The following is a 23,525-nucleotide window of genomic DNA, read 5'->3' as shown; positions in this document are numbered from 1 at the left end:
GCTTCAAGGATAGGTCTTCATGGCCTATTTTGTTAAATCAACCCGGTCGATTGGTCTAACTCAATCGGTGTTGCACTTCAATTTTAAATCCGGCGTTGCATAAGAAAGAAAAATTGGATACGCATCCATAAAAGCAGAATCGATTTACATATTTACACAAGTGCAAATATGTAAATGTGTAAAAATAAGATTGTAATAACGTCAATTTGAATAGTGATAGCAAAAAGTCGAGCACAAAAATCCCGTCCAGGGAATGTACCCAGGACGGGGTATCACACCGTCGTTACACATTTACACTTGTGCAATAGTGTAAATGTGTAATTCTATTTACGACGCTTGCGAGCCATCTTTCGCTGATCGGTCATTTTGATTCGTTCAGCAACGGCCCGGAACGTCCGGGCAAAGTCAGGATCTTCCTCACTGCGCTTCTTGATGCCGTCTTCAACTAACTCGGCCAGTAATTCGTAGGAGTAGGCAAAATCCGACAGTTCAAGGAGGGCTGAAAACTCATAGTAAACATCATTGGGCAGGCGCAGCGTTTTTCGCGCAGCATTGGCCGCTGCACTTGCTGAGATCGTAGACTTAGACTTAGGCAGAATTTCCTTGCCGGTGTTTTTCTCGGGAGCATACGTCTCTTTCGGCTCAGCAATATCCGTATAAGACAGGTCGAGATTGTTCTTCTGTTTCTTAGGCCCCGCACTGTTAAAAAAGCCGATTTTTGCCTTCTTTTCTTGCTTTTGCGTGTTATCATTCTCAGTCATTGAGTTCACCTACCAAATCTAAGCGATGGAAAAAGTCATCAGTCAATGGATCAATTGCTGTTTTGAACAGGTCACTATTCCAGTATCCTTCTCGGGTAATACCGATCCGTGGTGCAGATTGTACCCGTTTCTTATAGGGAAGAATATGTTCAAACAAGTTCTGCTTGCCAAACCGTTGCCGTGCATCATTGAGGACAGTTTCATCGATTGTGCCGCTCGGGGCAAATTGATTGGGCAATACCCCTAAGACATCGGTATTAGCCTTAAAGACGTGGACTAACTCACTGAGATCGCCGTCAATGAATTGAATAGCGCCATCGAAGGAATCGGCTTGGGTCTGGAAGGCGATGATCACATAATCACTGGCGAAAACTGCTGAGCGGGTAAAGTCCGAAGACGTCGTGGGTGGTGTATCGATAAAGATGAAGTCGAAATCCTTTTTCAGCGGTTCTAGGAGATTCTTGATCACCGCTACTTTATGACCTTCCACATCCTGGTAATCCGGATCTCCAGGTTCAGCGACGCCATATTGCTTTGAAAGGTAGACGGGCAGGCTAGCAAAGTCGATATGCGACGGGATCAGGTACAAATTGGGAATGATCGGCACGACCAGGTCCGTCAAACTGCCGTCGCGGACACCAGCCATCATTGTCTTTCCCATCGTGTAGGGTTCCTCGTCATGCCGAGCTTTGGTGATAATCATCGATTTGGTCGTGTTCGCCGATGGGTCTTCGTCGATGATTAACGTTTTGTATCCGCGTAAAGCTACATTGAAAGACAGGTAGCGAGTGATAGTGGATTTTCCAGCACCGCCTTTATTGTTGGCTACCGTAATAGTTAACGGCCGCTTCAACGATCGTTTGGGCGCAATGGCCGGGGTATCCGTAGTATTTTCGTCCATAGTAAAGCTCTCCTTCAAAAAAAGATGTGTAAAAGTAGAAATGTGTAAAAGTGTAAATGTGTAACTCACATAACGTAGTATACCCCACCCTAGGAAATAACGCAACTACTATTTACACTAGTGTAAATGTGTAAAAGAAGAATTGTGTAAATTGGGACATCACTGAGAGCCGATGTAGCAGTGGCCGGCTTTCAGATTTGCACTAGTGTATTTGTGTAAAAATGTATTTGTGTAAAAGTGTAAATGGCGCGACCGTCAATTAAAAAACACCACTTTTACACTAGTGTAATTTTACACTTTTACACTAGTGCAAAAGTGTAAATTGTGGAATCTACGGGCTGAAACGCGCCAAATTGGCCCTTTACTTTATTCCGGGCGTCCGTTATCTTTAAGGAGTAATCAAGCAAACGAAAAAAGCCGCCACACCCAGAGGGTGTGGCGACTATAGGAAAAGGGGCTGATCGTTTAGGTTTTAGCCGGCCTAGACGATCGGAAATCACGTAACCCAAGTACGTGTCCCCTTGCCCCTTCATCATTAATACAGTTATGCCGCAACGTGTTTGCGGTACTGACTGTAGTTTATCAGGATTCGTCGAAGAGGGCAAGGACCGTTTATACACAATAATAGCGTTTTCATAGCCAAAAACGGGGGACACGGGTACAAAACAGCACATTTTTGCCGTTTTGCACGTGTCCTCTTTTCTTCCCAAAAAATGAGGAGGGAAGAATCATGGCTACCGAAGCGCACGTTGCAATTGCAGCAATTCTGCATAATACCGTTCTGGAACGGAAACCGCAAAATTCCAAGTTGATTGGGCTTACAGCGGACCCGAATAAGGCTCACCGCACCGGGACAGTCTTTGCTTTCCGGGACAAGATCCGGATGAGCATGGCTTGCGGGGTCGTGTTGCGCTCGATTGAGTCGCTGGACGACAACGAAGACAAGTTTACCCACTGGACCCCCAACGTTTTCTGTTACGGCAAAAGGACAGGGGGCACCGTCTCCGGTTTCACTGAGGGCAATCTTTTTGCCATTAACACATTTGTGATTGACATCGATTTTCCCAGTAGTCGTGCTCGGGATAGTTATGCCCGCCAACATGACATTACCTGGGATACGATCATCGATGGCAACATTTTTCCGACGCTGATTCTCCTGACTGACAAGGGCTATCAGGTGTATTACGTCTTGCGGAAAGCGGCTTTCGTCAGGCGTCGGGATGACCGATTGCGAGTCGTTGAATCCGCAAAGATTATCGCCAAGAATCTCAAGGAGTGCTTGGCCCAAAAACTGCCGCAGGTCGATTTGGGGGCCAATGATTTTGGCATTGCCCGGATTCCGCGTAACGACAATATTGTATTCTTTGAACCGCATCTGATGCACCGGTTTAGCGACTTGAAACAGTGGAGTATCCGTTACAGTAAGCAGAAACGCGCCACAAAGGGCGGCTCAACACCTCAATTACGCTTACTTGCGGGTGGTAAACAGATCGATCAGGCTTGGTTTGGCCAGGTACTGCGGTGCGCCAAAATTCACGCAACTGGCAAAGGTGGGGGAGTGGGTCGGCACAACGCGGCCTTCACATTAGCCTTGGCCTGCTATCAGTCCGGCGTAGAGCAAGAAGCGTGTGATCACATGCTAGATGAGTGGAATACTCGACTGAATCATCCCCAAAATCCCCGTGACGTGGCCCATGCGGTCCGTGACGCCTATTCAGGGCGCTATCAAGCTGCAAGCCCGGTTTACATCAAGTACATCTCGTACCGTTGGTTTGACGGTCGGCTGACCATTCCTCCCACGATGTGGTATAAGTTTGCTAAGTCGCGGGATGAACGAAAATACAGTCACGCCGAAGAATGGGCGGACGATACTTTAACCTGGTTGCAAGCCCATCTGGGACCCGACGGATCCAAATGGACGGTCCGTCAACTCACAGTCGAGCTTGGCATGAGCAAAGCAGCGTTAGATGCGGCGTTTAAGCAGTTGCGGGCCCAAAACAAGATCACCGTGGCGACACAAAGGGGTTGCATGGGGTACACCTGGATCCAGACAGTGGCCAACATTTATGCGCAGCTGGTGGCCAAGCGTAATCGCTCACGGGAAACGTATGGCAGTGGCTTGGCGTTTGCGGATGACTGGGCCGACGAGTTGTCGGACAAGCAGCAGCCATCGATGGCCCAAATCACGCAGCAAATCGACCTTTTCTTCGACAGCATTGATCCACCAGATACCAGACGTGGCGCGGGTTGAATGAATGTCCTGAATTGCCAATAGATATAGCTAGTATGCGTTGGTGGATTGGGGTGTTGCCGCAGTTGTTCGGTGGATAACCGTTTTTTCTGGTAATAGTTATGTACAAGAAGTTTTGGATTGATTAGGTTGTCCGCAGGAAGCCAGGGCGTAGCCAGATAGTTCACCTAGTTCACCTAGGCTATTTACCAAAAAAAAGTACAGTCACTTAGTATAAAATGTTTCCCGGTTGGGTCTTTAAAAAGAAGAGGAAGACCGTTAGTCTTCTAGTATAGCCATCACACTAACTAGAGAGAAGCGGTCTTCCATGAACATCAGTGTAGCAGATATTTTGGTCTGCATACAGGGGGTTACGTCGTTATTTAAAGCAGAAGTGAATATTCTTCAGCTGGTCTTTATCCGGGCCACCGAGCTGGTCGGGTTAGCCTTTGAACAGCTCGATGACCAACTGTATGAAAAAGCCAAGGAGGAGGCCAAGCAAAAGCACCAGACAATCAAATCCCTGGGACGGGATTCGCGAACGATCAGTTTTCTTTTCGGTACTGTGCAGTTCAAGCGGCGTTACATCCAGATGGCCGATGGCAGTCGGGTTTATTTGCTGGACCAGCAATTAGGCATTCAGCCGCATCGGCAGTTTTCCCAGTTACTGATGGAGAAGATCTCAGACCTAACAGCTAACGGAACCATGCGGCTGGTAGCTAAGGCCATTAATTCTTTGACCAATTGCAGTATCTCTGCCCCCGCCGTGGACCGCATCGCCCAAGGCACAGGCAGCGACATCGCACTTGTCCGGATCCAGCAAACTAAGGAAGAGGAGGAAACCGAACCCAGCCAACGAAAAGCACTTAGAGTGCTTTACATTGAAGGCGACGCCTTCCTGGGCAGAGGCCGCTGCACCAAGGGAAAGAAGCACCGCGGCCATCGGCGCCGCAATGTGCCGTTCACTCATACCGTTCATCGGTTTCAGATCTACGAAGGAATCGAGAAGAACGGCAGCCGGCACACGCTGGTCAATCGGCATGACGTCAGTGGATTAAGCTAGCGCGAAGCAATTCGTGAACTGGAAGCCTATCTTGGTGCCCACTACGATCTGAGCCAGACAACGGTCTTCACTGGCAGCGACAATGGGAGCGGCTACGAACCGGAGGTCTTCGCCAACATCGTGGCCAACGCTGCGAAGCACATCCACGTCTTGGACCGCTATCACTTGAATAACAAGATCACTATGCGTCTAGCCGGCTTCCCTGAGCCAGTGATCAAGAAGGTACGCAAGGCGGTTTATACGGCCAATTGGGACGCGCTCACGCAAGCCCTGGATACTTGTCAAAGCTTGGCTGTGAACGACAGTTCAAGCGAACTCGGCCGGCCCTCTGATCGGGCCGAGGACGTCCGTTTACTGCGGGGCTACTTGGAGCGCAACTGGGTTTCAATCAAGCCCATCGCTGATCCGGCCCTCCATGAGTCGATCCACTCTCTGGGGTGCTGCGAGAGCAACCACCGGCGCTATACGTATCGGCTCAAGCGTGAAGGCCGCGCATGGAGTAAACGAGGTCTAGAGGCAATGTTACGCATCATTGACTGCGAACAGAACGAGGACCTGATTGAGACGCTCAACGAGACAGAAATGCTGGGAACTACGTTCGCACCAGAAGTCGCCGAGACCGCTGAGGACGATGTGAATCTTCAGGCCTTAGGGTTATTTAAAGCGCAACCGACAACACACGTTGGCGTGCGTCACGCGAGCCTTGGCGGCAATGTTCCGGCCAGCTCGCCGATGGGACAATTGAACAAGAAATTGAACATGGGTGGCTTATTCTAGAAACTACCGGGAAAAACTTGACACTTACTCGAATGACCGAGGATTTGGATTCTACCTTAACTGGGCATAATCTGGATAAGGAAACGGTCAGTGGCGTATTGCAAGACATCTTTGATCAAAATCCTGACGAGCCGGTTCAGTTCTCGCTCAGAACGATCAAAGACGAGATGCTGGGCCATGAGTACCCAGGGATGCGAGTCAGTATTGACCTGGATATGGAAGGCGTGAAAAGCAATATCAAGATCGACTTGTCTACAGGCGATCCAATTGTGCCTGCTCCTGTTCGGATCAGGCAGAAAATGCTAATGACTGGCAAGCCGGGGTTTGAGATGAAGGCTTATCCAACGGAGCAGATCGTGGCGGATAAGATGGTTGCATTAGCTCGGTTGGGTATCGTTAATACCCGCGGAAAGGATTTGTTTGACTTGTACGCCATCCGGACAACGCAACCAAAACTCAATCGTACGAATTTAGCACTGGGGTTTCTGCGTAAGAGTAAGGCGGACAAGTTGACGGTGAAGCCGGGAGAATTACTCGCCAGCATTGATGAACTAAGTGGAGAACAACCGATTAAACAAGCGTGGCGTCAGTACCAGGTGCGCTTTGACTACGCCAAAGGGATTCCCTTTGAGGACACCATCAGGGCAGCCAAGGACATTCTTGTCGGCACTCAGCTGTTGCAGCAGCAAACTCGCAACAAAGGGCTAGAGCGCTGAAACCGAGTCTAGTCATGGAGGTCAGGTAATGGTGAAGGATGCGGAAAAGGACCTAGAACAGCAACAGACGGAACGAGAGGTGTTGGGCAGAAAGGTGGCCAAGGCAGTGGAGAAGCTGCCCGCCCAAGAACTCAATACCCGTGAAGAAATTCAGGAATGGTTGGAGGACGACACAAACTGGTAATTACACTAGTGTAAATGTGCAAAAGTGTAATTGTGTAAAAGGAGAGACACGGCCTATGAAATACATTTCCGGGCTTTACGCCCTGAATATTCCAGACCCAACGGAACAAACGACTGGCGACTGGCATTGGGGCGCGCTGGACTGGACCCACATTCCATTGTATGAAACCCAAGGCAGCCTCTATGGTGATTACGGCATTCGCCGCGACGCCAAGGTGCCCCATGCCCCAGGAAATGCCCGCTACAACGTCGCCAACCACATCCGGGCCTTGCTGGATATGCTGGTTGCCGGACAATTCGGTTTGGCGGGCGGTATGCGCGACGACTTCATCTGCAACGACGCGCTCACGCCGGAAGTGTTCAACAAAGTGTGGCAGTTGCGGCACGCGGCTAACTGGCCGCAGATCGACAAATTCATGGGCAGCGAGTATTTCATGCAATGGGAGGATTATAAAGATGGTCGAACTCACACCACAACAGCAGCGACACAAGGACCTCATTCATGACTTTCTGACCTACATCAATAGTCAGGATGACCAATACATTCTCAAAGGCGGCACGGCCCTCATGGAGTGTTACGGACTGGATCGGTTCTCAGAGGACGTTGACCTGGACGGTCGCGGCGCATCGATCAAGAACTACGTTGACCGGTTTTCCAAGAAACGCGGCATTGATTACCGCGTGGCCAAAGATACGGATACCGTGAAACGGTTCATGCTGCACGATGGGGATGACCTATTGAAGGTGGAAGTATCCTATCGGAATAAGCACATCAATCCGGCCACAGTGAACAAAATCAACGGGATCAGCGTATACAATCTGGACACCTTGGCTATGATGAAAAACAACGCCTACCAGAGCCGGGCCAAGATTCGCGATCTGTACGATTTGAGCTTTATCCTGGAACACCATTGGGATGATGTTAGTCAGAAGACCAAGGAGACCGTTGCGGACGCCTTGTCCTACAATGGCTTGGAGCGGTTTGATTACTACGTCAAGACGCAGCAAGACGCGTTGATTCCCAAGGATCGGGTAGACGAGATGACGAACAACTTCCTCAGTGTTTACGATCGGTTGGGTCTGGTTGATGATAACAAGCCAGCTGAACCGGCCAAGAAGTCAATGGACCAAGAAGCACTCAAACGAGCGGCCATTCAAAAGAAGTTGAAGGGAATGGAGCGCAATTGATTCAACTGAATAGGTTTTACCGGCGTCACAGAAAATAATCTGTGGCGCTATTTTTTATGGAAAGAGGGAAAAATTATGGCTTTAGACTTACGCCTACCATGGCAGAAAAAAGACAAAGCACAGACCGTGACCATGGACCCCCACGCGGCACTGTCCCAACGGAAACTACAGGAACTGGACGATAACGGCTACGACCTGGGCTTTCTGCACCGGATCCAGCCCGCGGGTGGACTGACCTTTGATGAGCGCCACGCGATGGGAGGAGATGGGTATTTCAACGTCCTCTACGTGACCAAGTTCCCGCATGACCCGAATTTATTTTGGTTAGCATATCTGACCAATAACCCGTACACGATCGCCGAAGTTGACGTGAAGACCGACAGCACCGAAAAGGTCGTCGGCAGCATCGATCGCACGCTGAACGAGTTGGGCGACCGGGCGAAGAACGACCGGAAACAAACCGACCAGGCCAACGCTGCTGATGAATGGCAGGACCTGTTGAGTTACGCCAGACAGCTGAAACGGGCCGGGGAAATCGCCAAATTGATCAAAGTACGGATCATGGTGTACGCCCCCACGCTGGAAGCGTTGGATCAGCGGACTTCTGACTTGAAAGCCACGCTCAAAGGGCTGGATTACCGGACGACCGTCTTTCTGTTTGAACAGGAATACGAGTATAAGTCCTTTTCAGCATCCTATAGCCAGCAAGAAAAATGGATCAACAACAAGCGGGGGCAGTCGCTGCCGGCATCGACGTTAGGCAAGGGGGTACCATTCCATTACCAAAGCCTGCAAGACCCGCTGGGTTATCCCTACGGAACAACGAACACAGGCGGGACGTTTATCTTTGACCAATTCCGGTACACCAAGAATCGGCGATCGTTCAATGGCATGGTCCTAGGCAAGATGGGGTTTGGGAAATCGACGCTGATGAAGATGATGGAAGAAGCCACGGTGGTGCGCGGCAACTTCGTGCGGATCATCGATAAGGTCAAAGAGTACGAGAAGCTGGCCAAGTCTCAGGGCGGCATCGTGATTAACCTGGACGGCTCAGAGGGCCGGATCAACCCCTGGGAAGTCTATCCAACGATCACGGACGCAGACGGCCTAGTGGTGCAGGAAAAGTCCTCATTTGCCCAAGCCGTGGCCAAACTATCGGGGGACTTGGGGCAATTGAACAGTGACTTCACGGGCACGGACATGAAGGAGGTACGGATGCTGATCCGCGCCCACTATGTGGATCACGGCATCGTCCCGCCAAACTTTATGAATACGAGTGTCAAAGTGAATATCACAGGGCTAGAACCGGAGAAATACCCAACGTATTCCTCCTTCATGAACTTCCTCCGGCGCGTCCAGAAGAGTCCGGGAATGCTGCCGGTCAATATCCATAACCGGGTGCTGGACATGCTCATCACGACCATTACGGACCTGCTGGACGGGCACGGATCGATGTTTGACGGTCCCTCGACGATCAAGAATCTCAGTGACCAGCAGATCGTCGTGTACGACACTTCGGCGGTAGCTAACATGGAGCCGGCCGTCTACCGGGTACAGCTGTCCTCAGCGTTGTCGCTGATTTGGGCGGATGCGCTGCGTAACGGGCGCCGGCAGAACTACTTGCTGCGGCAAAAGAAGATCGAACCGGACCAGATCCAGTATCTGAATGTTCTCTTCGATGAATCGCACAACCTGATTAACACCAACAATATTGCGGCCGTTGAGTACGTCAGCAATTTTGAACGGGAAATGCGGAAGTTCCGGGCAGGCGTGGTTTTCGCGACCCAAAGCCCGCAAGAAATGATCCCCGAGGGGGCGGCCAGTACGGACATTGCCAAACTCAAAACGATCTTCGAGTTGACGCAATTCAAGGTCCTCTTCAACCTGGATGATTCCTTGCTAGCCCGGATGCGCGAGTTATTGGGTGATAGTTTGACGGACTCAGAATACATGTCCATTCCTGATTTAGAGATGGGCCATGCCATTTTAAGCCTTGGGTCCAAGCAATCGTACCGGGTGAAGTTTGAACCGTCAGATCGTCAGCTAGAGCTGTTTGGAGGCCAGTAAAGGAGGGTAACGATCAATGGAAGAATCAGATAATCCGTTAATCAAACTGCTCAAAGCGCAGCGCCGGTTACGTTGGATTCGAAGACTATTCAGCCTAGGCGGGTTGCTCGTTATTGTGACCTTCCTGGGCCTGTTTATCGGCGGCATTGCCATCCTGGGTACATTAGGCGGCAGCGGCCAGCAAACAGCCGATACGGCAGCGGATGGCGACAGCGATTTGACTAGCACCGGCGTCAATGCGGAAGTGTTTCATGCGACCTGGGTGCATTACTACACCGGTAGTGTCATGGAAAATAAAGAAAAGGCGGTCATAGCCATTGCCAAAAAATATGGCGTATCGCCCGCGCTGATGGCAGCCATTATTGGGATCGAATCCGGTTGGGGAAAATCTGCGGCGATCCGTAACAAGAATAACCCGAGCGGCCAAATGCGGGGCAATGAGATCCTTGCGTTCCCCACGTTGAACGATGGAATTGAAGCCACTGGCCAGACGCTGAACGCGCTGGTGGTACGGGAAGGGCTAGTTACCGTCGAGACGTTAGGCGCACGCTATGCACCAGTTGGGGCATCCAATGACGGTGGGGGCTTGAACGTTAACTGGGTTTCGTCGGTCAAGAAAATGATGCAGGAATTCGGTGGTACTAGCGGATTGACCGCCAGCGGTGGGAGCGGGGCTAAGCCCAACAGCAAAGGCTGGGTCTACCCGCTGCAACCGTATCAAGTCACTAGCCCCTTCATGATGGGGCGGCAAAGCCCCACAAGGCCAGGCAAGTATGAGAATCATTACGGCATTGATTTAGTCGGGTCACTGCGGATCAATGCGGCCAAGGATGGCACTGTCGTGTTGTCTGAAATGCGGGGGGATTACGGGTTAATCGTCATTCTCAAACATTCTGACGGCTGGTACTCTTCATACCAGCACTTGTTGTCCAGCAAAGTTAAGGTTGGCCAAAAGCTCAAAGCTGGCCAGCAGTTGGGCATCATGGGTCAGACAGGGGACAGTTACGGTGCGCACCTGCATTTTATGATTATGCGCAACTACTTGTTTAGCAGCAACCCAGGGTACATCGATCCGGCCACCGTGATTGATTTTAAGTAGGTAAATGGAGGTAGAAAGTAATGGAAAAGAAGGACTATTTCTTGATTATGGGCTTGATCCTGCTCACTACCGTGTGTGCCGTGTCCCTATGGTTATGGCACCAAAGCGGGACCCAACTAGCGGCCGCGAAGACGGCCAACGTGACCGCTTTGAGCGCGCAAAAGAAGAAGGTCAACGAATTGGAAGACCGCTTAGCAGCCGCTCAAGCAGCAGCAGTTAAGACCACTGAAACGGTTGATACGGGGACTGAAAGCGACCGCAAGGATGCGCAGATCCAATTGGATCTGGGTGGCGTGGCCACCCGGTTCATTGCCCTGTTACAGGCTGATACGCATGACGTAGACGGCAAGCGCAAGAAGTATTTGGATGTAGCGACCCCGGAATTGACGGAGAAATTGATTCCCGGCAATCTCCAGAAGCAGGAGAAACAGGAGATCCAAAAGAATATCTACACCGTCAGTTTCGCCAAGAACCAAGCGATGGTGGATGCGACCAATCCGGACGCGCCTACGGTCGCCGTGTACATGGAGTACACGTTGTCTACGGACAAATCCAAGACGCCGCAGCATTACGTAGCGCTGCTGCAATTTGAGAAAGATAAGGTCGCTGACTACCGCTTCTTCAACCAATCACCAACCGCAGGAGGGGGTGCGATTGATAATCATGACTGACCATTATCGTGACATCAACGCACCGGATCAATTCGTCTTCGACCACGCAGACGATTTATTTTCTCGCTTAGAGCCGCGTCATGATTACTGGGCGTCGTCGCAAACTTATATCAGGTTCCAACGCACCTACACCGGCAATAAGCGGGAAGTTTTGCAACTGAACTTCTCGTGGTGGGATTACGATTCGGAGCATTATTATCTGGTGCGGTTGTTTGATCCGGTGACGAAACAAACGATTCGCTACCACCGCTTGCGCCGGTCAGCGTACACCGGACGCGCGCTCATGGTGCGCGTCGAAGAGCCGAAAGGAGGGCCGAGCAATGGCCAAGAAGAAAGACAAGGAGATTGATAAACACTACAAGAAGAGCCGGAAGCAGCTACTACTGTTGAGCATTACCGGGATCCTCTTGGCTTGCTTATTCGTCAGCATTGGCGCCGGTTTTGTCGGTCCACGAACCGCTAACATCCAGTTGACGAACGTAACCAGTGTACCGGTTGGATCCGGCACCGGGATCCAAGTCTACGGGAAAAAGTACAACCCGAAGACGCAGCTGTACCGGATGGAGCTGGTCATCAGTGACACCGACGAAATCGGCGGGATGAGCGCGCAAGCGGTCAAGGACATGGCCAATATTAAGTTCAGTGCGGACGCCGGAACGATTGGTCAACACGACCAACCACTCGTCACCACGGTTGAACAAGTGGCGGACGATTACCTGGTGGTTTACGTGCGCAACGTACCCGCCGAGTACGTGGCCATCCGCGTTAATCTGAAACTCAGCCGCAAGAACAAGCTGCTGGAAAACACAATGATGCCGGACGGCAAGCCGTTAACCTTGGCGATTGACGCCAAACAAAACAGCGCGAAGCCGGACAAGCAGCTGGCCATTGAGTCGCCGACACGGTTGCGGGCCAACTACCGTGCTTACCAACTGAAAGACTGGCAAGAACAGATCCAGGTGCTGGCCAAAGCCAATCTGTCGCTGCAAGCCGACATCACTCAAAACAAAAAGCTGACTAAGAAGTTGCGCGCCGAAATGAAACAGCAAGCGGCCGAAGATCAGACCAAGACGCAGAGCCAAATTGATTCTTACGAGAGCACAACGGAGCAAGATAAGAGCCGGATCAATGGTAATAATGACCAGATTCGTGCCCTTAAAGAACGCATCGCCAAGCTCAAACAGTCTGCTGAGTGAGCGCAGCCTAGGGCAAAACCAAGGTCAAGTGCTTTTTTGGCCCCTGTTTTGAAAGAGCATAAGGGGGACCGGTGCCACTCGCCTGTTTGCGAGTGACAATCTTGGCTGTGCCAAGCGGTTTCACCCCCTCCGGGGGTGGTGCCACGCTACCGCGTGGAGGGACACCCTTTTACCACTAAAAAACCACCACATCGACCCGTTGTGCCACCGTATCGACATTCAATGTCACCAAATCGACCCCCGCAAAAACCGTGTTGAAGGGAAAATCTAGGAGAAAGAAGGTGCTGCCAATGCGTTTGAATTTACGCAGCGTCCCTGACGAAGTGATCGTCCAAATCGACAAGCAATTGGCCAAAGCAAACGCCCGTGACGGGACAACATTGACTCGCAATCAGTACATTGTTGCCGTCCTAACCGACGTATTTGTGACCGACAATGCGTCGCTATTGCACCGCGTCAATGACCGTATGGGTGACCTTACTGATGTGTTGAGGGAGCATCTTGCGGCCGAACAGTTGCTCATCTATACGGTGCTCAACAACGCATTACCAGAACAGGAAGGAGTAGATTCAAATGCCGAAGAAGCACGTCCAGATCACTGACGAGGATGTTGAGATGGTGCTCAAAGTGAAGTCAGAGCACCCCGAACTGAATAATTTTTCCGCAGCTGTTCGGTGGATTCTCTTAGACTATCGCACAAAGATTGCCAACACGGAACGGCAGAACGACATCCTAGACTTGCAGAAGAAACTTGGTGAGCTGAGCAAAGAACAGTCTTTAGCGACCCAGCTGCTAGTGAATATGGGGGACGCTTTGGGAATCAAGGCAGGCACCCGGATTGACGATCAAGCGGTCTTTCTGGATGCCAAAGCAGCCGTCAATCAGCGCATCGATCGCGCAGTGACGGCACGTTCCACGCACTCTTCCACAGATAGTAGCCAACTTGGTTACAGTCATCGGTCCGTTAATTAGTAGGAAGGAAGTGACCGCCAATGGCCAGTCCCGGCGTGATTTTAACCTCACAATTTGAGACCCAGAAAGTCTTTGCCAACTTCTTGGATTACCAGACCCGCGCCAATGCGTTGGCCGACAAACCGGACCGCAGTGCGCTGGAAGAGATCGAGTTATCTCTCGTTACCCGGTCGCTTTTTAATGATGCAAAGTATCAGCAAAATGACTTCAAACGAGAACCAGAAACCGACGACAAGAAACAAGAAGCACGTCGCTTGATGACCTGGTTCGACGAAGAGTTTGACCGGTACTTGAATTACATGACCCGGATGCAGGCCCTTCGCGACAAACCAAACCGTACCGAAAAGGAAGACCAAGAACTGGAACGGGTGACCCAAGGGGCGGCCCAAGTGGACCTTACGCAACCGACAATGCCCGAAAAGAAGAACACCCTTTACGGCGCCTTCACGGCCGATAAGGACGTGATTACGGGCAACGATCGAATTGAGTTAAAGGAAAAATACCGTCACGCGCAGCAGCATGGCGCAGTCCTGTACAAGGACGTTGTTTCCTTTGATACACCATTTTTGCAGAAACTTGGCGTCTATGACCCGGCGACCGATGACTTGGATGAGAAGCCATTGCTCAGGGCCGGACGCGAAATGATGGCAACGATGGTCAAGGACGAAGGACTAAAAGACGTGACTTGGTTAGGGACAATTCACCGGAATACCGACCATATTCACATCCATTTTTCCGCCGTTGAAGCGGTCAATACGCGACCATTAGTCGAACGGGAAGACCCGGAAAGCGGCAGGACGTACGTCGCACCGAAGGGTAATCGGAAGCAGGCGACCATTAATGATATGAAGCGCGTGTTCGCTGCATCATTAGTAGATCGCACCCAAGAACGCGCCCGGATCGGTCAATTACGGGACGGCTTGATTGCCGACGTACGAGAATCTTTGCCGGACCGCGCCGGAGAGTTAGTGCTGTTGCAGCGGGTGGTGCAGCGGCTGCCGGGCGACCGGCGCAAGTGGCAATACGGTTACCTGGATCGTAAGACCCAGGGAATGCTGGACAACTTTACGGATGATTTTATGGAAGACGATGAGCGCTACCGCGAGTACAAAGCAGCCGTCAAAGAAAGCGAAGTCGTGGACCGCGAGCTGTTCGGTGAGACCAAGCAGGACGACTTGCACTACGCTGCCAACCAAATGGCCGACTTGCACAAGCGGTTAGGCAACCAGATACTCAGTTACGTCAGAGAGTTGGATCATGCCCGCAGCCAGGGCGACCCATCACTGACGGATGTTAATTTTTCGGACGGTTACATCGAGAAATTAGCGTCTGCTGCCCTGGAAGCCAAGCAGCGCAAGACCGCGCAGCGGGCCACTGTCGGGCTGGAAGACGCAGCGGAAACAGCGCAGGCCCGCGAACCGCCGCACCGTCCGCAGCGCCACAAACCGCTGCTGTATCGCCGAGACCTTTACGCCATTAAACGGCAACTGTCCCGAACAATGGATGATGAGAAGTATAGTGCGCAGCGAGACTATGAGCGGACCCAACGGGCCGTGGAACGGTCCCGTGAGCGCCAATGAGAGGAGCAAACACCATGAAACAGAACAAGAATATCGCGGCCATGATCGTGACCGAAGTCGTCGGGAAGCTGATCCACATGACCGACATCAATACCGGGATCGAGTACAGTGTCACGGCCACGGACGCCGTGGCTCAAATGCTGGAACCGGAAGTGATCGTTGCCTTTGATCTAGAAAAAGGGCAGTTCATCAACGAAACTGACGATCAGTTTATGTGGGGCTAGTACATGGCCTACGGAATACTAAATTGGGTGACTCGGGATCTATTTCCGGGTCATTTTTCGTCTGAGCAGGATGCCTGGGCCGCCATTGCGCGCTGGCCCCAAGCATTGCTGAAAGACGCGGACATGTACATCGTTGTGGATTTAGACGCGGAAGATAAGGAGGAGAATCATGGAAACAAACGGTAATTGGCAAGCCGACATGAATGTCGTGCGGCGCATTGAGTTCATGCTGGATCGGGAAGGTTTTGACCATCATCGCTGGCAGCTGGTAGGGATGCCCGACGCTAATCGCTACGCGATCCGCAACCGGCCCCGGACCCTGGGCTTTGATGTTTTGGTCGGTCCCACTGGCGACTTAGCGGTGCATTATCTGGTCCGCGACGGCACGGAACATGAAGATGCGGTAGCGGCATCGATCGGTGAAGCGTTGCAGCTGGGGCGTGTGATTGACCCCGTGACACAGTAAGCAAGGAGGAGAAAGTCATGTACAAGAAGCGCAGCGCGGAGGAGATCCGCCAAGAGATCCAAGAAGTCAGCGAGCAGATGGTCAAGGACGTGGAGCAGTACACCAACTCGCCGGAACAGGTGAAGGAAATGCTGGACTTCATGGCCCGGTTTCACACCTACTCGTTCCGCAATCAGGTCATGGTCCGGTCCCAGCGCGAAGGCGCGGTTGCGGTGGGGTCGTTCAAGAAATTCAAAGACCTTGGGTATTCAGTGAAGAAAGGCGAGAAAGGCATCAAGGTCTGGGCGCCCAGCTCGTCCACCATTTACCAGTACCGCAATGGCGAAGGCAAACTGATTGCCGTGCCAGCGAAGCAAGCGGACGCCAAGATCAAGGCACTGGCCGAGAATGGCCAAGCCGTTAAAAAACAGCTCACTCGCTTCCGCCTGGTGTCGGTTTTCGACGCCACACAGACCAACATGCCGGCCAAAGATTATCCCAAACTCTATCCCAACCGGCCCATTGACTACTCCACCGATAAGCTGCTGGTCAACGAGTTATCTGATGCGACCAGCGTCTGGACCAGGAAAATGGGCGTTGAAGAAGTCAAGCTCGGCACCCTGGTGGCCCTCGGTCGGGTCAAGGATAAGGGTCAGAAAGGGGTATCTGTCTCCGGTGCCGGCCAGCAGCTGGTCGCCATTCGGGACGACTTGCCGGAGAGCGACAAGATCGCCGTCCGGATCCACGAGATGGCCCATAGTGTGCTGCATCAGGATCCCAACGACGGCAAGACAACGGCCGTCCGGGAGTTCCAGGCGGAAATGACCAGTTACGTGGTTTCTAAACATTTTGGCATGGACACGTCCGAGAACGCCACGAGTTATATCGCGTCCTGGACGGACAATGGCCAGGCCCTTCAAGCCATGGATCCCAAGGAGCGGGCGCACATCCTGGCGGACGTGCAATCCACAGCTAAGGCGTTCATTGATGACATTTCGGCCCAGCTGGAGCGGCAGCGGGACGAACGCGATCTGGATCACTCAACCAATTTCAACGATCAAAACGAACTGGATAATTTCATCGAGGTCTACAACTGGAACATTGTCCGGCCGCGCGCCCGTGATGGCTGGATGGCAGTCCACCGCGACGAGCTAGAAGAGCACCCGCAAGTGTACTTTGGTCAAATCGACTTCGCGGACAAAGCCGGTAACGACTATTCGGTGGATAAATATTACAACATTGATACCGAGCAGTTTGAGTACCAACAGATGGATGGGGATGAGGATAACAACCAGGCTATTGACGCCCCGGTAATCATGCGCGACTTTCCGCTGCACAAAGTGATCGAACAGATGGAGCAGTCGCCGGAACCGACGCAGGAAGAAATAGATTGGCTGACCAAACAAGTGACCGAACGAAGCCAAGCAGAGTCGGCACCGACTAAGGAAGCTGGTGACGGCCGGTTCAGCGAGTTTATTCAGGCGTACAACCAGCGCATGGAGCCAAACAATGATGGATGGGCATCTTACGATCCGGAAGGTCCTACCTACTACAAACTGACGCCGGAAGCCGTGGCGGAGCATCCACGGGTGTACATGGGGCCGGTTTTCGTCGAGTATTCGGCCAAGAGTACCGCCGAGCGGACCAGCAGCAATCAGTTTATGGTGGACAGCTACTACAATGTTGAGACTGAGAAGAGCGAGTACGAGATCCCCAAATACCAATTATCCAAGCGTGCCACCACGGGTCAGTCCATTGTGACCCGCGATGTACCCATGGGCGAGATGGTCGAGCACTTAACGAAACCGATTGAAGCGGCCCGCGAGGACATGAAAACAGAGGAGAAGTTTGTCTCGAAAGCCACAGCGGAGCTGCTGGAGAAACCGAAACCGGCCCGCAGTACCACGAAAAAGGATTTGGCCATGAAGAAGGCCATGGCCCAGAAAGGAATGGAGCGATGATTAACATGACCACGGAAACAACCGCCATCACCCGCGCCCGGCGCTTGCGCAACGCGTTGCTGCTGAGCATGGTTCATGTGCACCGGGATACTTGGCGCACCCTGGACAAGGAGCTGTTCTTGCGCGGCGGCAGCATCGTCGTCGGCATCGATGTCAATAACATCAATGCCCGCGAACCGGCCGCCCTGTATCTGGTATCCGATGAGGGGCCCTATTATTTGGGCGAGGAAGCCTTGATTATCGCCCGCTTGCGCCAAGCGATGAAGGTGTGCAGCGTCTTGCAGCGGATCGATCAGCTGGATTGGCAGCCGCTCAAAGACGCTTTGGGAGGTGAGGCAGATGGCTTATAGCCAAGAAGAGATCGATCAAGCGGCCGCCGTCGATATTGTCGGCCTGGCCCAAGAGCACGGAATGGAACTGACCAACGAAACCGAACGGTTTTATCGGCTGGTCAAACACGACAGTCTGGTGATCGATCGCGCCAAGAATTATTTCCATTGGAATAGCCAGGGGTTCGGCGGGAACAGCATTAAATTCGCTCAAACCTTCCTGACCGATCAATCCAAGCCAGACAGCGTCCGTTTTAAGGACGCCGTCGCATTACTACTCAACAATAAAAATTTGAGCGCCTCAGAAGTGACGTACCAGCACGCCCCTTACGTCTTTGACGCCCGAAAAGTGTCGCCGGACTTTTCCCAGGCCAAAAAATACCTGACCGAGCAGCGAGGATTATCTCCCAGTTTGGTAGACAATTTACACAACGAAGGACTGATTCAGCAAAACAAATCTGGATCAGTCCTTTTTTTGTGGCGTGATCCGGCGACCCAGGAAGTCATGGGCAGCAGCATCCAGGGCACCCAGATAGATCATGAGCGGTACGGCAAGCGAGGAACGTTCAAACGGATCGACAAGGATTCAACCACGGGCTACGGCTTTGCCGTGGGGCCCAAGGACGCAGACACGCTGCACTTTTTCGAGTCATCGATCGATCTCGTGAGCTACCTACAGTTGAAGGGACGAGATCCAAGAGCACAGTACGTTTCTATGGAAGGGTTGAAAAACGAAGTCATCAGCCATTACCTGGCCGATAATCTCAACGCCCGGCCCACGGTGCCGGACAAGATCGTGCTGAACGTGGACAATGATGCAGCCGGTCAGCGCTTTTCCGACCAGTATCTGCTGCTGAGCTGGATCGACCGGCGTAACGGCAAGGAGTTGGCCGTCGAGCGCGAACTACCGGGAGACGAGCAGATCCCGCTGGCTCAGTGGCGCGACTACGAGCAATCGGCCACCAAGCATGGTGTCAATCCCTACGTGCTGTATGCGATTGACAAAGCCAGCAGCAATCTCCAACCCGGTACGGTGGCCAACGGGCAGAAGATTCACACGCCGTTCACGGATCAAGACAACCATCGCGTGGCCACCGAAGAGGTAGCGACCCTGGTGCTCCCAAATTTCAGCGGCAGCAGCCTTAGCCAATGGGCCGAAATGACCCGTACCTGGAACGAAGGCAACGAAGCGGGGGTGCAGCGTTTTGGCTTGAAGTGCCAGCACTATTACAACCAGGCCACTCAGGGTGTGGCCCGGAAAATCGTCCGGGACAACGAACCGCGTGTGAAGGACTGGAACGACATCACCAAGAATAACCTCCACCGGGAGATGCGGTTTGCCCCACAGATGAAACAGAAAGGACTGGAACGCGAATGACAACTTATGCAGTATTGGCTGAAAAGCCAGATATGGCAAGGAAACTGGTGACTGGCTTGGGCGGGAAGAAGACAGCCCATACCCAGGACGGGTATATCGAGGTTCAGGATTCTCCCTATTTAACCGGTCGGATCCTGGTGACGTGGGCCATTGGCCACCTGATCGAGATGGCCCCCTTCGACGAATACGACCCCAAGCTCAAAAAATGGGACTTGGCCACTTTGCCGTTCATGCCGACTAAATATGTGATGCAGGTCCGCGATGGCGTGGGCAAGCAGTATAACAACGTCAAACGGGTGTTTAAGGAGGCCAACCAGATCATTATTGCCACTGATCCAGATCGTGAGGGTGAAAATATTGCCTACTTGATCGTGGATCAAACGGGCGACCGGGACAAAGTGACCAAACGGTTGTGGGTCAACAGTTTATTGCCCAAAGCCGTTCAGGACGGTTTTAAGCAGTTGCGGGACGCCGGGGAGACCTACAACTACTACAAGGAGTCGCACAGCCGCCAAATCAGCGACTGGCTCGTTGGAATGAACATGACGCGCTATTACACGCTGCGGGCCCAAGGGGCCGGCATCCAGGGTACGGTGTACAGCGCCGGACGGGTCCAGACGCCAGTGATGGTTTTGATCGTTAAGAACAAGCTGGAACGGGATCACTTCGTGCCCGTGCCATTCTGGACCATCTCTGGTGAAACGGAGAAAGACGGCCAGAAGGTCATTTTCCGCAATGCCACCCACTTTGAGTCCGAGGAGCAGCTGCGGGAGTTCGTCAACGCCAATCAGCTGGTTACTCCTTATATGGCCACCATCGGTACTGTCCAGAAAGAGCACAAGATCAAGCAGTCGCCGAAGTTGCTGAATCTGGCCGCGCTGACCAGCCTGGCCAACGCCAAATGGGGCTACACCGGGGACGAAGTATTACAGACGGTCCAGGCATTGTATGATGCGGACTACGTGACCTACCCCCGAACCGAAGAAGAAGTCATCAGTGAAGAAGAGTTCGGAATCCTGGCCGATCGCGTGGACGCCTATAAGGACTTGCTGGATAGTACCGTGGCCACGCCGCAGCTGACGCCGCGCAAGCGGTACGTGGGGGCCTATCAGGCCCACCCGGCATTGATGCCGACCGGCAAATTGCCCGAACTGGCTAAACTTGCTGGCCGCGATGCCAACATTTATCAAGCCATCGTAAACCAGGTGCTAATGATGTTTATGGCCGACTACGAGTACGATCAAACAACCGTGACGGTTGCAGTTGCTGACCAGAAGTTTGTTGCCAGAGGTAAAGTGGTTACCCAAGCCGGTTGGCGGGCCATGGCGGGCGCCATCGAGGAGGATGCCACAGAAGACGCCGGCGCGTTGCCAACGTTTGCCGAAGGCGAGCGGGTTGCCCTGACTATTCAGACCGCCAAGGGCGAGACCAAGCCACCAAAGCCATACACACCAGGGACTTTGGGCGGCAAGAACTCTATTATGGAGAAGCTCAACTTGGGGACGGCTGCCACCCGAGCGGCCATCATTAAGACCCTGGTGGACCGGGAGTATATTGCGCTGGTCAAGAAAGCTTATGAGCCTACGGATAAGGCCATGGTGATGTACACGATGGTCAAAGATTCCTTATTGGGGTCGCCGGAAATGACGGCCGCCTGGGAAGACTATCTGGCGAAGATCGAACAGGGAGACGGGGATCCGGCCACCTTCATTGCCAATGTCCGAAAGTTCGTCAGCCAGGAGATCGGCAAGGCCCAAACCATTGAGCTGCCGCCAGAACAGGTCGAAGCAGCAATTGAACAGAGTTCCTATGGTACGTGTCCGAAGTGCCACCAAGGGACAATTGCTAAGGGTAAGCACAATTTCTACTGTTCTAACAAGGAGTGTGACTTTGTTCTTTGGCCCAAGATGGCGAGTAAGACACTGCCCGAGGCAGCCGTCCGCGCGCTGATTGCCAGGAAGACCACTAACGAAATCTCGGGATTCAAATCTAAGGCCGGCAAGTCGTTCAAGGCCAAGGTCAAGCTGGACAATGAATTTAAAACTACTTTCGTTTTCGACAGTAGCAAAAGAAAGGGGTAACGCACTATGGCTAACCAAAAACGCAAAGACGTGCAGCGGGATATTGACTACTTGAAGCGGCAGAAAGCCGAGCATGAGCGGCAGGCCAAGGCCGCCGAGAAGAAACTCAAAGAGAAGCAGATCCAGCAACAACGGCTTCGGCGCGAGGGACAAGAACTAGAACTGTAGAGGTAATAAAAGGCTTCACATGAAGCCTTTTGCCTGATATACTCTTCTTGAAAGCAGGTGGATGGTATGAGCGAAACAACAGTGACGTCCTTGCGCTTCAAAGACGATCAGTATGAAAAGGTAAAGAAGTTGGCAGCATTTCATGGTGTGTCCGTAACCATGTACATGCGCCAAGCAGTCCTTGAGCGGATGGAAGATGAAGAGGATTATAAGGATGCCGTTGACAATATTCAAGCGAGCCATGGTGCAACGGTTTCCCGTGATGAAGTCAAGAAACGTTTGGGTATGCCATGAGCGATAATCTTTACCATTGGCAATTCGACGAGACCGCCGAAAAGAAATTCGCTAAATTGGATCAATTTGCACAACGGCGTATTGTTCGGTGGTTAGATGAACGAATTGAAGGATCGAACAATCCCCGTGCCTGGGGTCGTGCCTTGGAAGGTAAACTAGGCACGCTTTGGCGTTATCGCATTGGCAACTACCGGGTGATTGCTGATATCCAAGATGGAAAGTTTACCGTTTTGGTTGTCAAAACGTCCGTGCGGGGCGAGGTTTATAAAAGGCAGTGATTGCTGGCCTTAGCGGGACTGGTAATCAAGCCCAAAGGAAACGGAGTTAGAAAGTCAGGACGCGCCCTCTCTAGATAGTTAATGGTCAAAGATAACCGTCGACTGGAAAGATCAAACGGCTCACCAAAAAGTTCTCTTGTTAAGAGACTAGTCGCCTGTAAGACGGTCTTGCCTAAGGATGCCATTCACAATGGCGTCCTTTTCTGTTGCCAACCTAGCATACCCAATAGCTCCGGTAAAGCGCAGTTGATAGAGAAGAACTGACGCCAAAGGGTGATCTTTACCAGGACGCTGGGGTGCTTTAGAGGATAGTCAATCCCAGACTACCTAACTAGGAGTTAGTGGTAGCCTCTCCTTTTTCTTAAAAAAAGAGGTTTTCGAAAAGATAATAAGTTCACTTGTCATCTTTACTCGTTAGCGGTATACTGCTATCGGAATAAAAAATCATGAAGACTTTGGAGTTTTTTTTCAATGAAGAAATTATCAGTACTATTTACAGCTTTAATTCTAGCGATCAGCGGGGTAACGGTATTCGCAGCAACACAAGCTAGCGCGGCTTCACAAACCATCAGTGTTTCTTACGAAACTTATGGAAGCGGTCTCGGCCGTGCTGACGGAAAACGCAATGGTGTGTGGCATTACTTCCGTAATGGACATACTGTAACTCTGTCTGTTAGCTCACATTCTGGTGCTGGGACTCCACAAGCATCCTTATACAAGAGTGTAGGCTTCTGGACTGACACTTTATATGGGACAGTTGATGCAACAAAGGGGACCCGCTCTTTTTCCTCTAAAGCAGATGAAACCTCTGGATCATATTATTTAATTTTCTGGGGTGGGAACGCACAAACTACGCAAAAAATTTCCGGCGCCGGATTTAAAATTGAAGTGCAACACCGATTGAGTTAGACCAATCGACCGGGTTGATTTAACAAAATAGGCCATGAAGACCTATCCTTGAAG

General features: G+C 52.0%; 26 protein-coding genes and 1 pseudogene. 25 read left to right on the top strand and 2 right to left on the bottom strand.

Annotated features, from left to right (window positions below):
• Positions 1–323: 323 nt before the first annotated feature.
• Together H627_RS0112550 and H627_RS0112545 are read right to left on the bottom strand one after the other, a co-directional pair.
• Complete coding sequence (locus H627_RS0112550; RefSeq protein ID WP_027829227.1) at positions 324–761, bottom strand: hypothetical protein; 438 nt, start codon at positions 759–761, stop codon at positions 324–326.
• The gene (locus tag H627_RS0112545) at positions 754–1,662 is read right to left on the bottom strand and encodes a ParA family protein (RefSeq protein ID WP_051225422.1); all 909 of its coding nucleotides are present in this window, start codon (positions 1,660–1,662) and stop codon (positions 754–756) included. Before H627_RS0112545 ends, H627_RS0112550 begins: the two co-directional genes overlap by 8 nt.
• A 730-nt stretch (positions 1,663–2,392) precedes the next feature.
• Here H627_RS0112545 and H627_RS18305 point away from each other — a divergent pair.
• The 25 genes and pseudogenes from H627_RS18305 (at position 2,393) to H627_RS20160 (ending at position 23,471) form a co-directional block, all read left to right on the top strand.
• On the top strand, positions 2,393–3,913 hold the full coding sequence (locus H627_RS18305) for a primase C-terminal domain-containing protein (RefSeq protein ID WP_051225421.1): 1,521 nt from the start codon (positions 2,393–2,395) through the stop codon (positions 3,911–3,913).
• A gap of 307 nt (positions 3,914–4,220) precedes the next feature.
• Positions 4,221–5,732 (top strand): annotated as a pseudogene (locus tag H627_RS20735) (ISLre2 family transposase).
• Positions 5,733–5,764: 32 nt separating this feature from the next.
• Positions 5,765–6,448, top strand: a complete 684-nt coding sequence (locus H627_RS0112525) for a nucleotidyl transferase AbiEii/AbiGii toxin family protein (protein ID WP_027829223.1) — start codon at positions 5,765–5,767, stop codon at positions 6,446–6,448.
• Positions 6,449–6,476: 28 nt separating this feature from the next.
• Positions 6,477–6,632 carry a hypothetical protein gene (locus H627_RS20170; protein WP_155827935.1) on the top strand — a complete coding sequence of 52 codons (156 nt, stop codon included), beginning with the start codon at positions 6,477–6,479 and terminating at the stop codon, positions 6,630–6,632.
• Positions 6,633–6,687: 55 nt separating this feature from the next.
• Entirely contained in the window at positions 6,688–7,137 is a 450-nt protein-coding gene (locus H627_RS0112515; protein ID WP_027829222.1) for a hypothetical protein, read from the top strand.
• A complete protein-coding gene (locus tag H627_RS18295) occupies positions 7,088–7,819 on the top strand; it encodes a nucleotidyl transferase AbiEii/AbiGii toxin family protein (protein ID WP_081674915.1) in 732 nt (243 codons plus the stop codon). Before H627_RS0112515 ends, H627_RS18295 begins: the two co-directional genes overlap by 50 nt.
• 75 nt (positions 7,820–7,894) lie before the next feature.
• Complete coding sequence (locus H627_RS0112505) at positions 7,895–9,886, top strand: VirB4 family type IV secretion system protein (protein WP_035440980.1); 1,992 nt, start codon at positions 7,895–7,897, stop codon at positions 9,884–9,886.
• Positions 9,887–9,902: 16 nt separating this feature from the next.
• Positions 9,903–10,985 carry a peptidoglycan DD-metalloendopeptidase family protein gene (locus tag H627_RS18290; RefSeq protein ID WP_051225420.1) on the top strand — a complete coding sequence of 361 codons (1,083 nt, stop codon included), beginning with the start codon at positions 9,903–9,905 and terminating at the stop codon, positions 10,983–10,985.
• A gap of 20 nt (positions 10,986–11,005) precedes the next feature.
• Positions 11,006–11,656, top strand: a complete 651-nt coding sequence (locus H627_RS0112490; protein ID WP_027829220.1) for a hypothetical protein — start codon at positions 11,006–11,008, stop codon at positions 11,654–11,656.
• Positions 11,640–12,005, top strand: coding sequence for a hypothetical protein (locus tag H627_RS0112485; protein WP_155827933.1), 366 nt, complete (start codon positions 11,640–11,642; stop codon positions 12,003–12,005). Before H627_RS0112490 ends, H627_RS0112485 begins: the two co-directional genes overlap by 17 nt.
• A complete protein-coding gene (locus H627_RS0112480) occupies positions 11,977–12,852 on the top strand; it encodes a hypothetical protein (protein ID WP_027829218.1) in 876 nt (291 codons plus the stop codon). The genes H627_RS0112485 and H627_RS0112480 overlap by 29 nt, the downstream gene beginning before the upstream one ends.
• Positions 12,853–13,142: 290 nt before the next feature.
• Entirely contained in the window at positions 13,143–13,454 is a 312-nt protein-coding gene (locus H627_RS0112475) for a hypothetical protein (protein ID WP_027829217.1), read from the top strand.
• Positions 13,426–13,824, top strand: a complete 399-nt coding sequence (locus H627_RS0112470) for a hypothetical protein (RefSeq protein WP_027829216.1) — start codon at positions 13,426–13,428, stop codon at positions 13,822–13,824. The genes H627_RS0112475 and H627_RS0112470 overlap by 29 nt, the downstream gene beginning before the upstream one ends.
• A gap of 20 nt (positions 13,825–13,844) precedes the next feature.
• Positions 13,845–15,404, top strand: coding sequence for a MobP2 family relaxase (mobP2, locus tag H627_RS0112465; RefSeq protein WP_027829215.1), 1,560 nt, complete (start codon positions 13,845–13,847; stop codon positions 15,402–15,404).
• Positions 15,405–15,418: 14 nt separating this feature from the next.
• Positions 15,419–15,628 carry a hypothetical protein gene (locus H627_RS0112460; RefSeq protein ID WP_027829214.1) on the top strand — a complete coding sequence of 70 codons (210 nt, stop codon included), beginning with the start codon at positions 15,419–15,421 and terminating at the stop codon, positions 15,626–15,628.
• Positions 15,629–15,631: 3 nt separating this feature from the next.
• Entirely contained in the window at positions 15,632–15,814 is a 183-nt protein-coding gene (locus tag H627_RS0112455) for a hypothetical protein (RefSeq protein ID WP_027829213.1), read from the top strand.
• Entirely contained in the window at positions 15,798–16,094 is a 297-nt protein-coding gene (locus H627_RS0112450; RefSeq protein ID WP_027829212.1) for a hypothetical protein, read from the top strand. Before H627_RS0112455 ends, H627_RS0112450 begins: the two co-directional genes overlap by 17 nt.
• Positions 16,095–16,111: 17 nt before the next feature.
• Positions 16,112–18,034: an ArdC family protein gene (locus tag H627_RS0112445; RefSeq protein ID WP_027829211.1), complete on the top strand. Its 1,923-nt coding sequence runs from the start codon at positions 16,112–16,114 to the stop codon at positions 18,032–18,034.
• Positions 18,035–18,039: 5 nt separating this feature from the next.
• Entirely contained in the window at positions 18,040–18,384 is a 345-nt protein-coding gene (locus tag H627_RS0112440; RefSeq protein WP_155827931.1) for a hypothetical protein, read from the top strand.
• A complete protein-coding gene (locus tag H627_RS18280) occupies positions 18,374–19,741 on the top strand; it encodes a DUF3991 domain-containing protein (protein WP_051225419.1) in 1,368 nt (455 codons plus the stop codon). The genes H627_RS0112440 and H627_RS18280 overlap by 11 nt, the downstream gene beginning before the upstream one ends.
• A complete protein-coding gene (locus H627_RS0112430; protein ID WP_027829209.1) occupies positions 19,738–21,822 on the top strand; it encodes a type IA DNA topoisomerase in 2,085 nt (694 codons plus the stop codon). Before H627_RS18280 ends, H627_RS0112430 begins: the two co-directional genes overlap by 4 nt.
• 6 nt (positions 21,823–21,828) lie before the next feature.
• Positions 21,829–21,990, top strand: a complete 162-nt coding sequence (locus tag H627_RS20165) for a hypothetical protein (protein ID WP_155827929.1) — start codon at positions 21,829–21,831, stop codon at positions 21,988–21,990.
• 66 nt (positions 21,991–22,056) lie between these two features.
• Positions 22,057–22,284 (top strand): type II toxin-antitoxin system RelB family antitoxin, encoded by a 228-nt coding sequence (relB, locus tag H627_RS0112420; RefSeq protein WP_027829208.1) that lies wholly within the window; start codon positions 22,057–22,059, stop codon positions 22,282–22,284.
• Complete coding sequence (locus H627_RS0112415; RefSeq protein WP_027829207.1) at positions 22,281–22,562, top strand: type II toxin-antitoxin system RelE family toxin; 282 nt, start codon at positions 22,281–22,283, stop codon at positions 22,560–22,562. The genes relB and H627_RS0112415 overlap by 4 nt, the downstream gene beginning before the upstream one ends.
• Before the next feature lie 471 nt (positions 22,563–23,033).
• Entirely contained in the window at positions 23,034–23,471 is a 438-nt protein-coding gene (locus tag H627_RS20160) for a hypothetical protein (protein WP_155827927.1), read from the top strand.
• Positions 23,472–23,525: the final 54 nt, after the last annotated feature.

It is taken from the genome of Schleiferilactobacillus harbinensis DSM 16991, assembly GCF_000425885.1.
Classification (GTDB): domain Bacteria; phylum Bacillota; class Bacilli; order Lactobacillales; family Lactobacillaceae; genus Schleiferilactobacillus; species Schleiferilactobacillus harbinensis.
The sequence above is the reverse complement of the archived record's forward strand: the minus strand, read 5'-3'. Positions and strand labels throughout refer to the sequence as shown.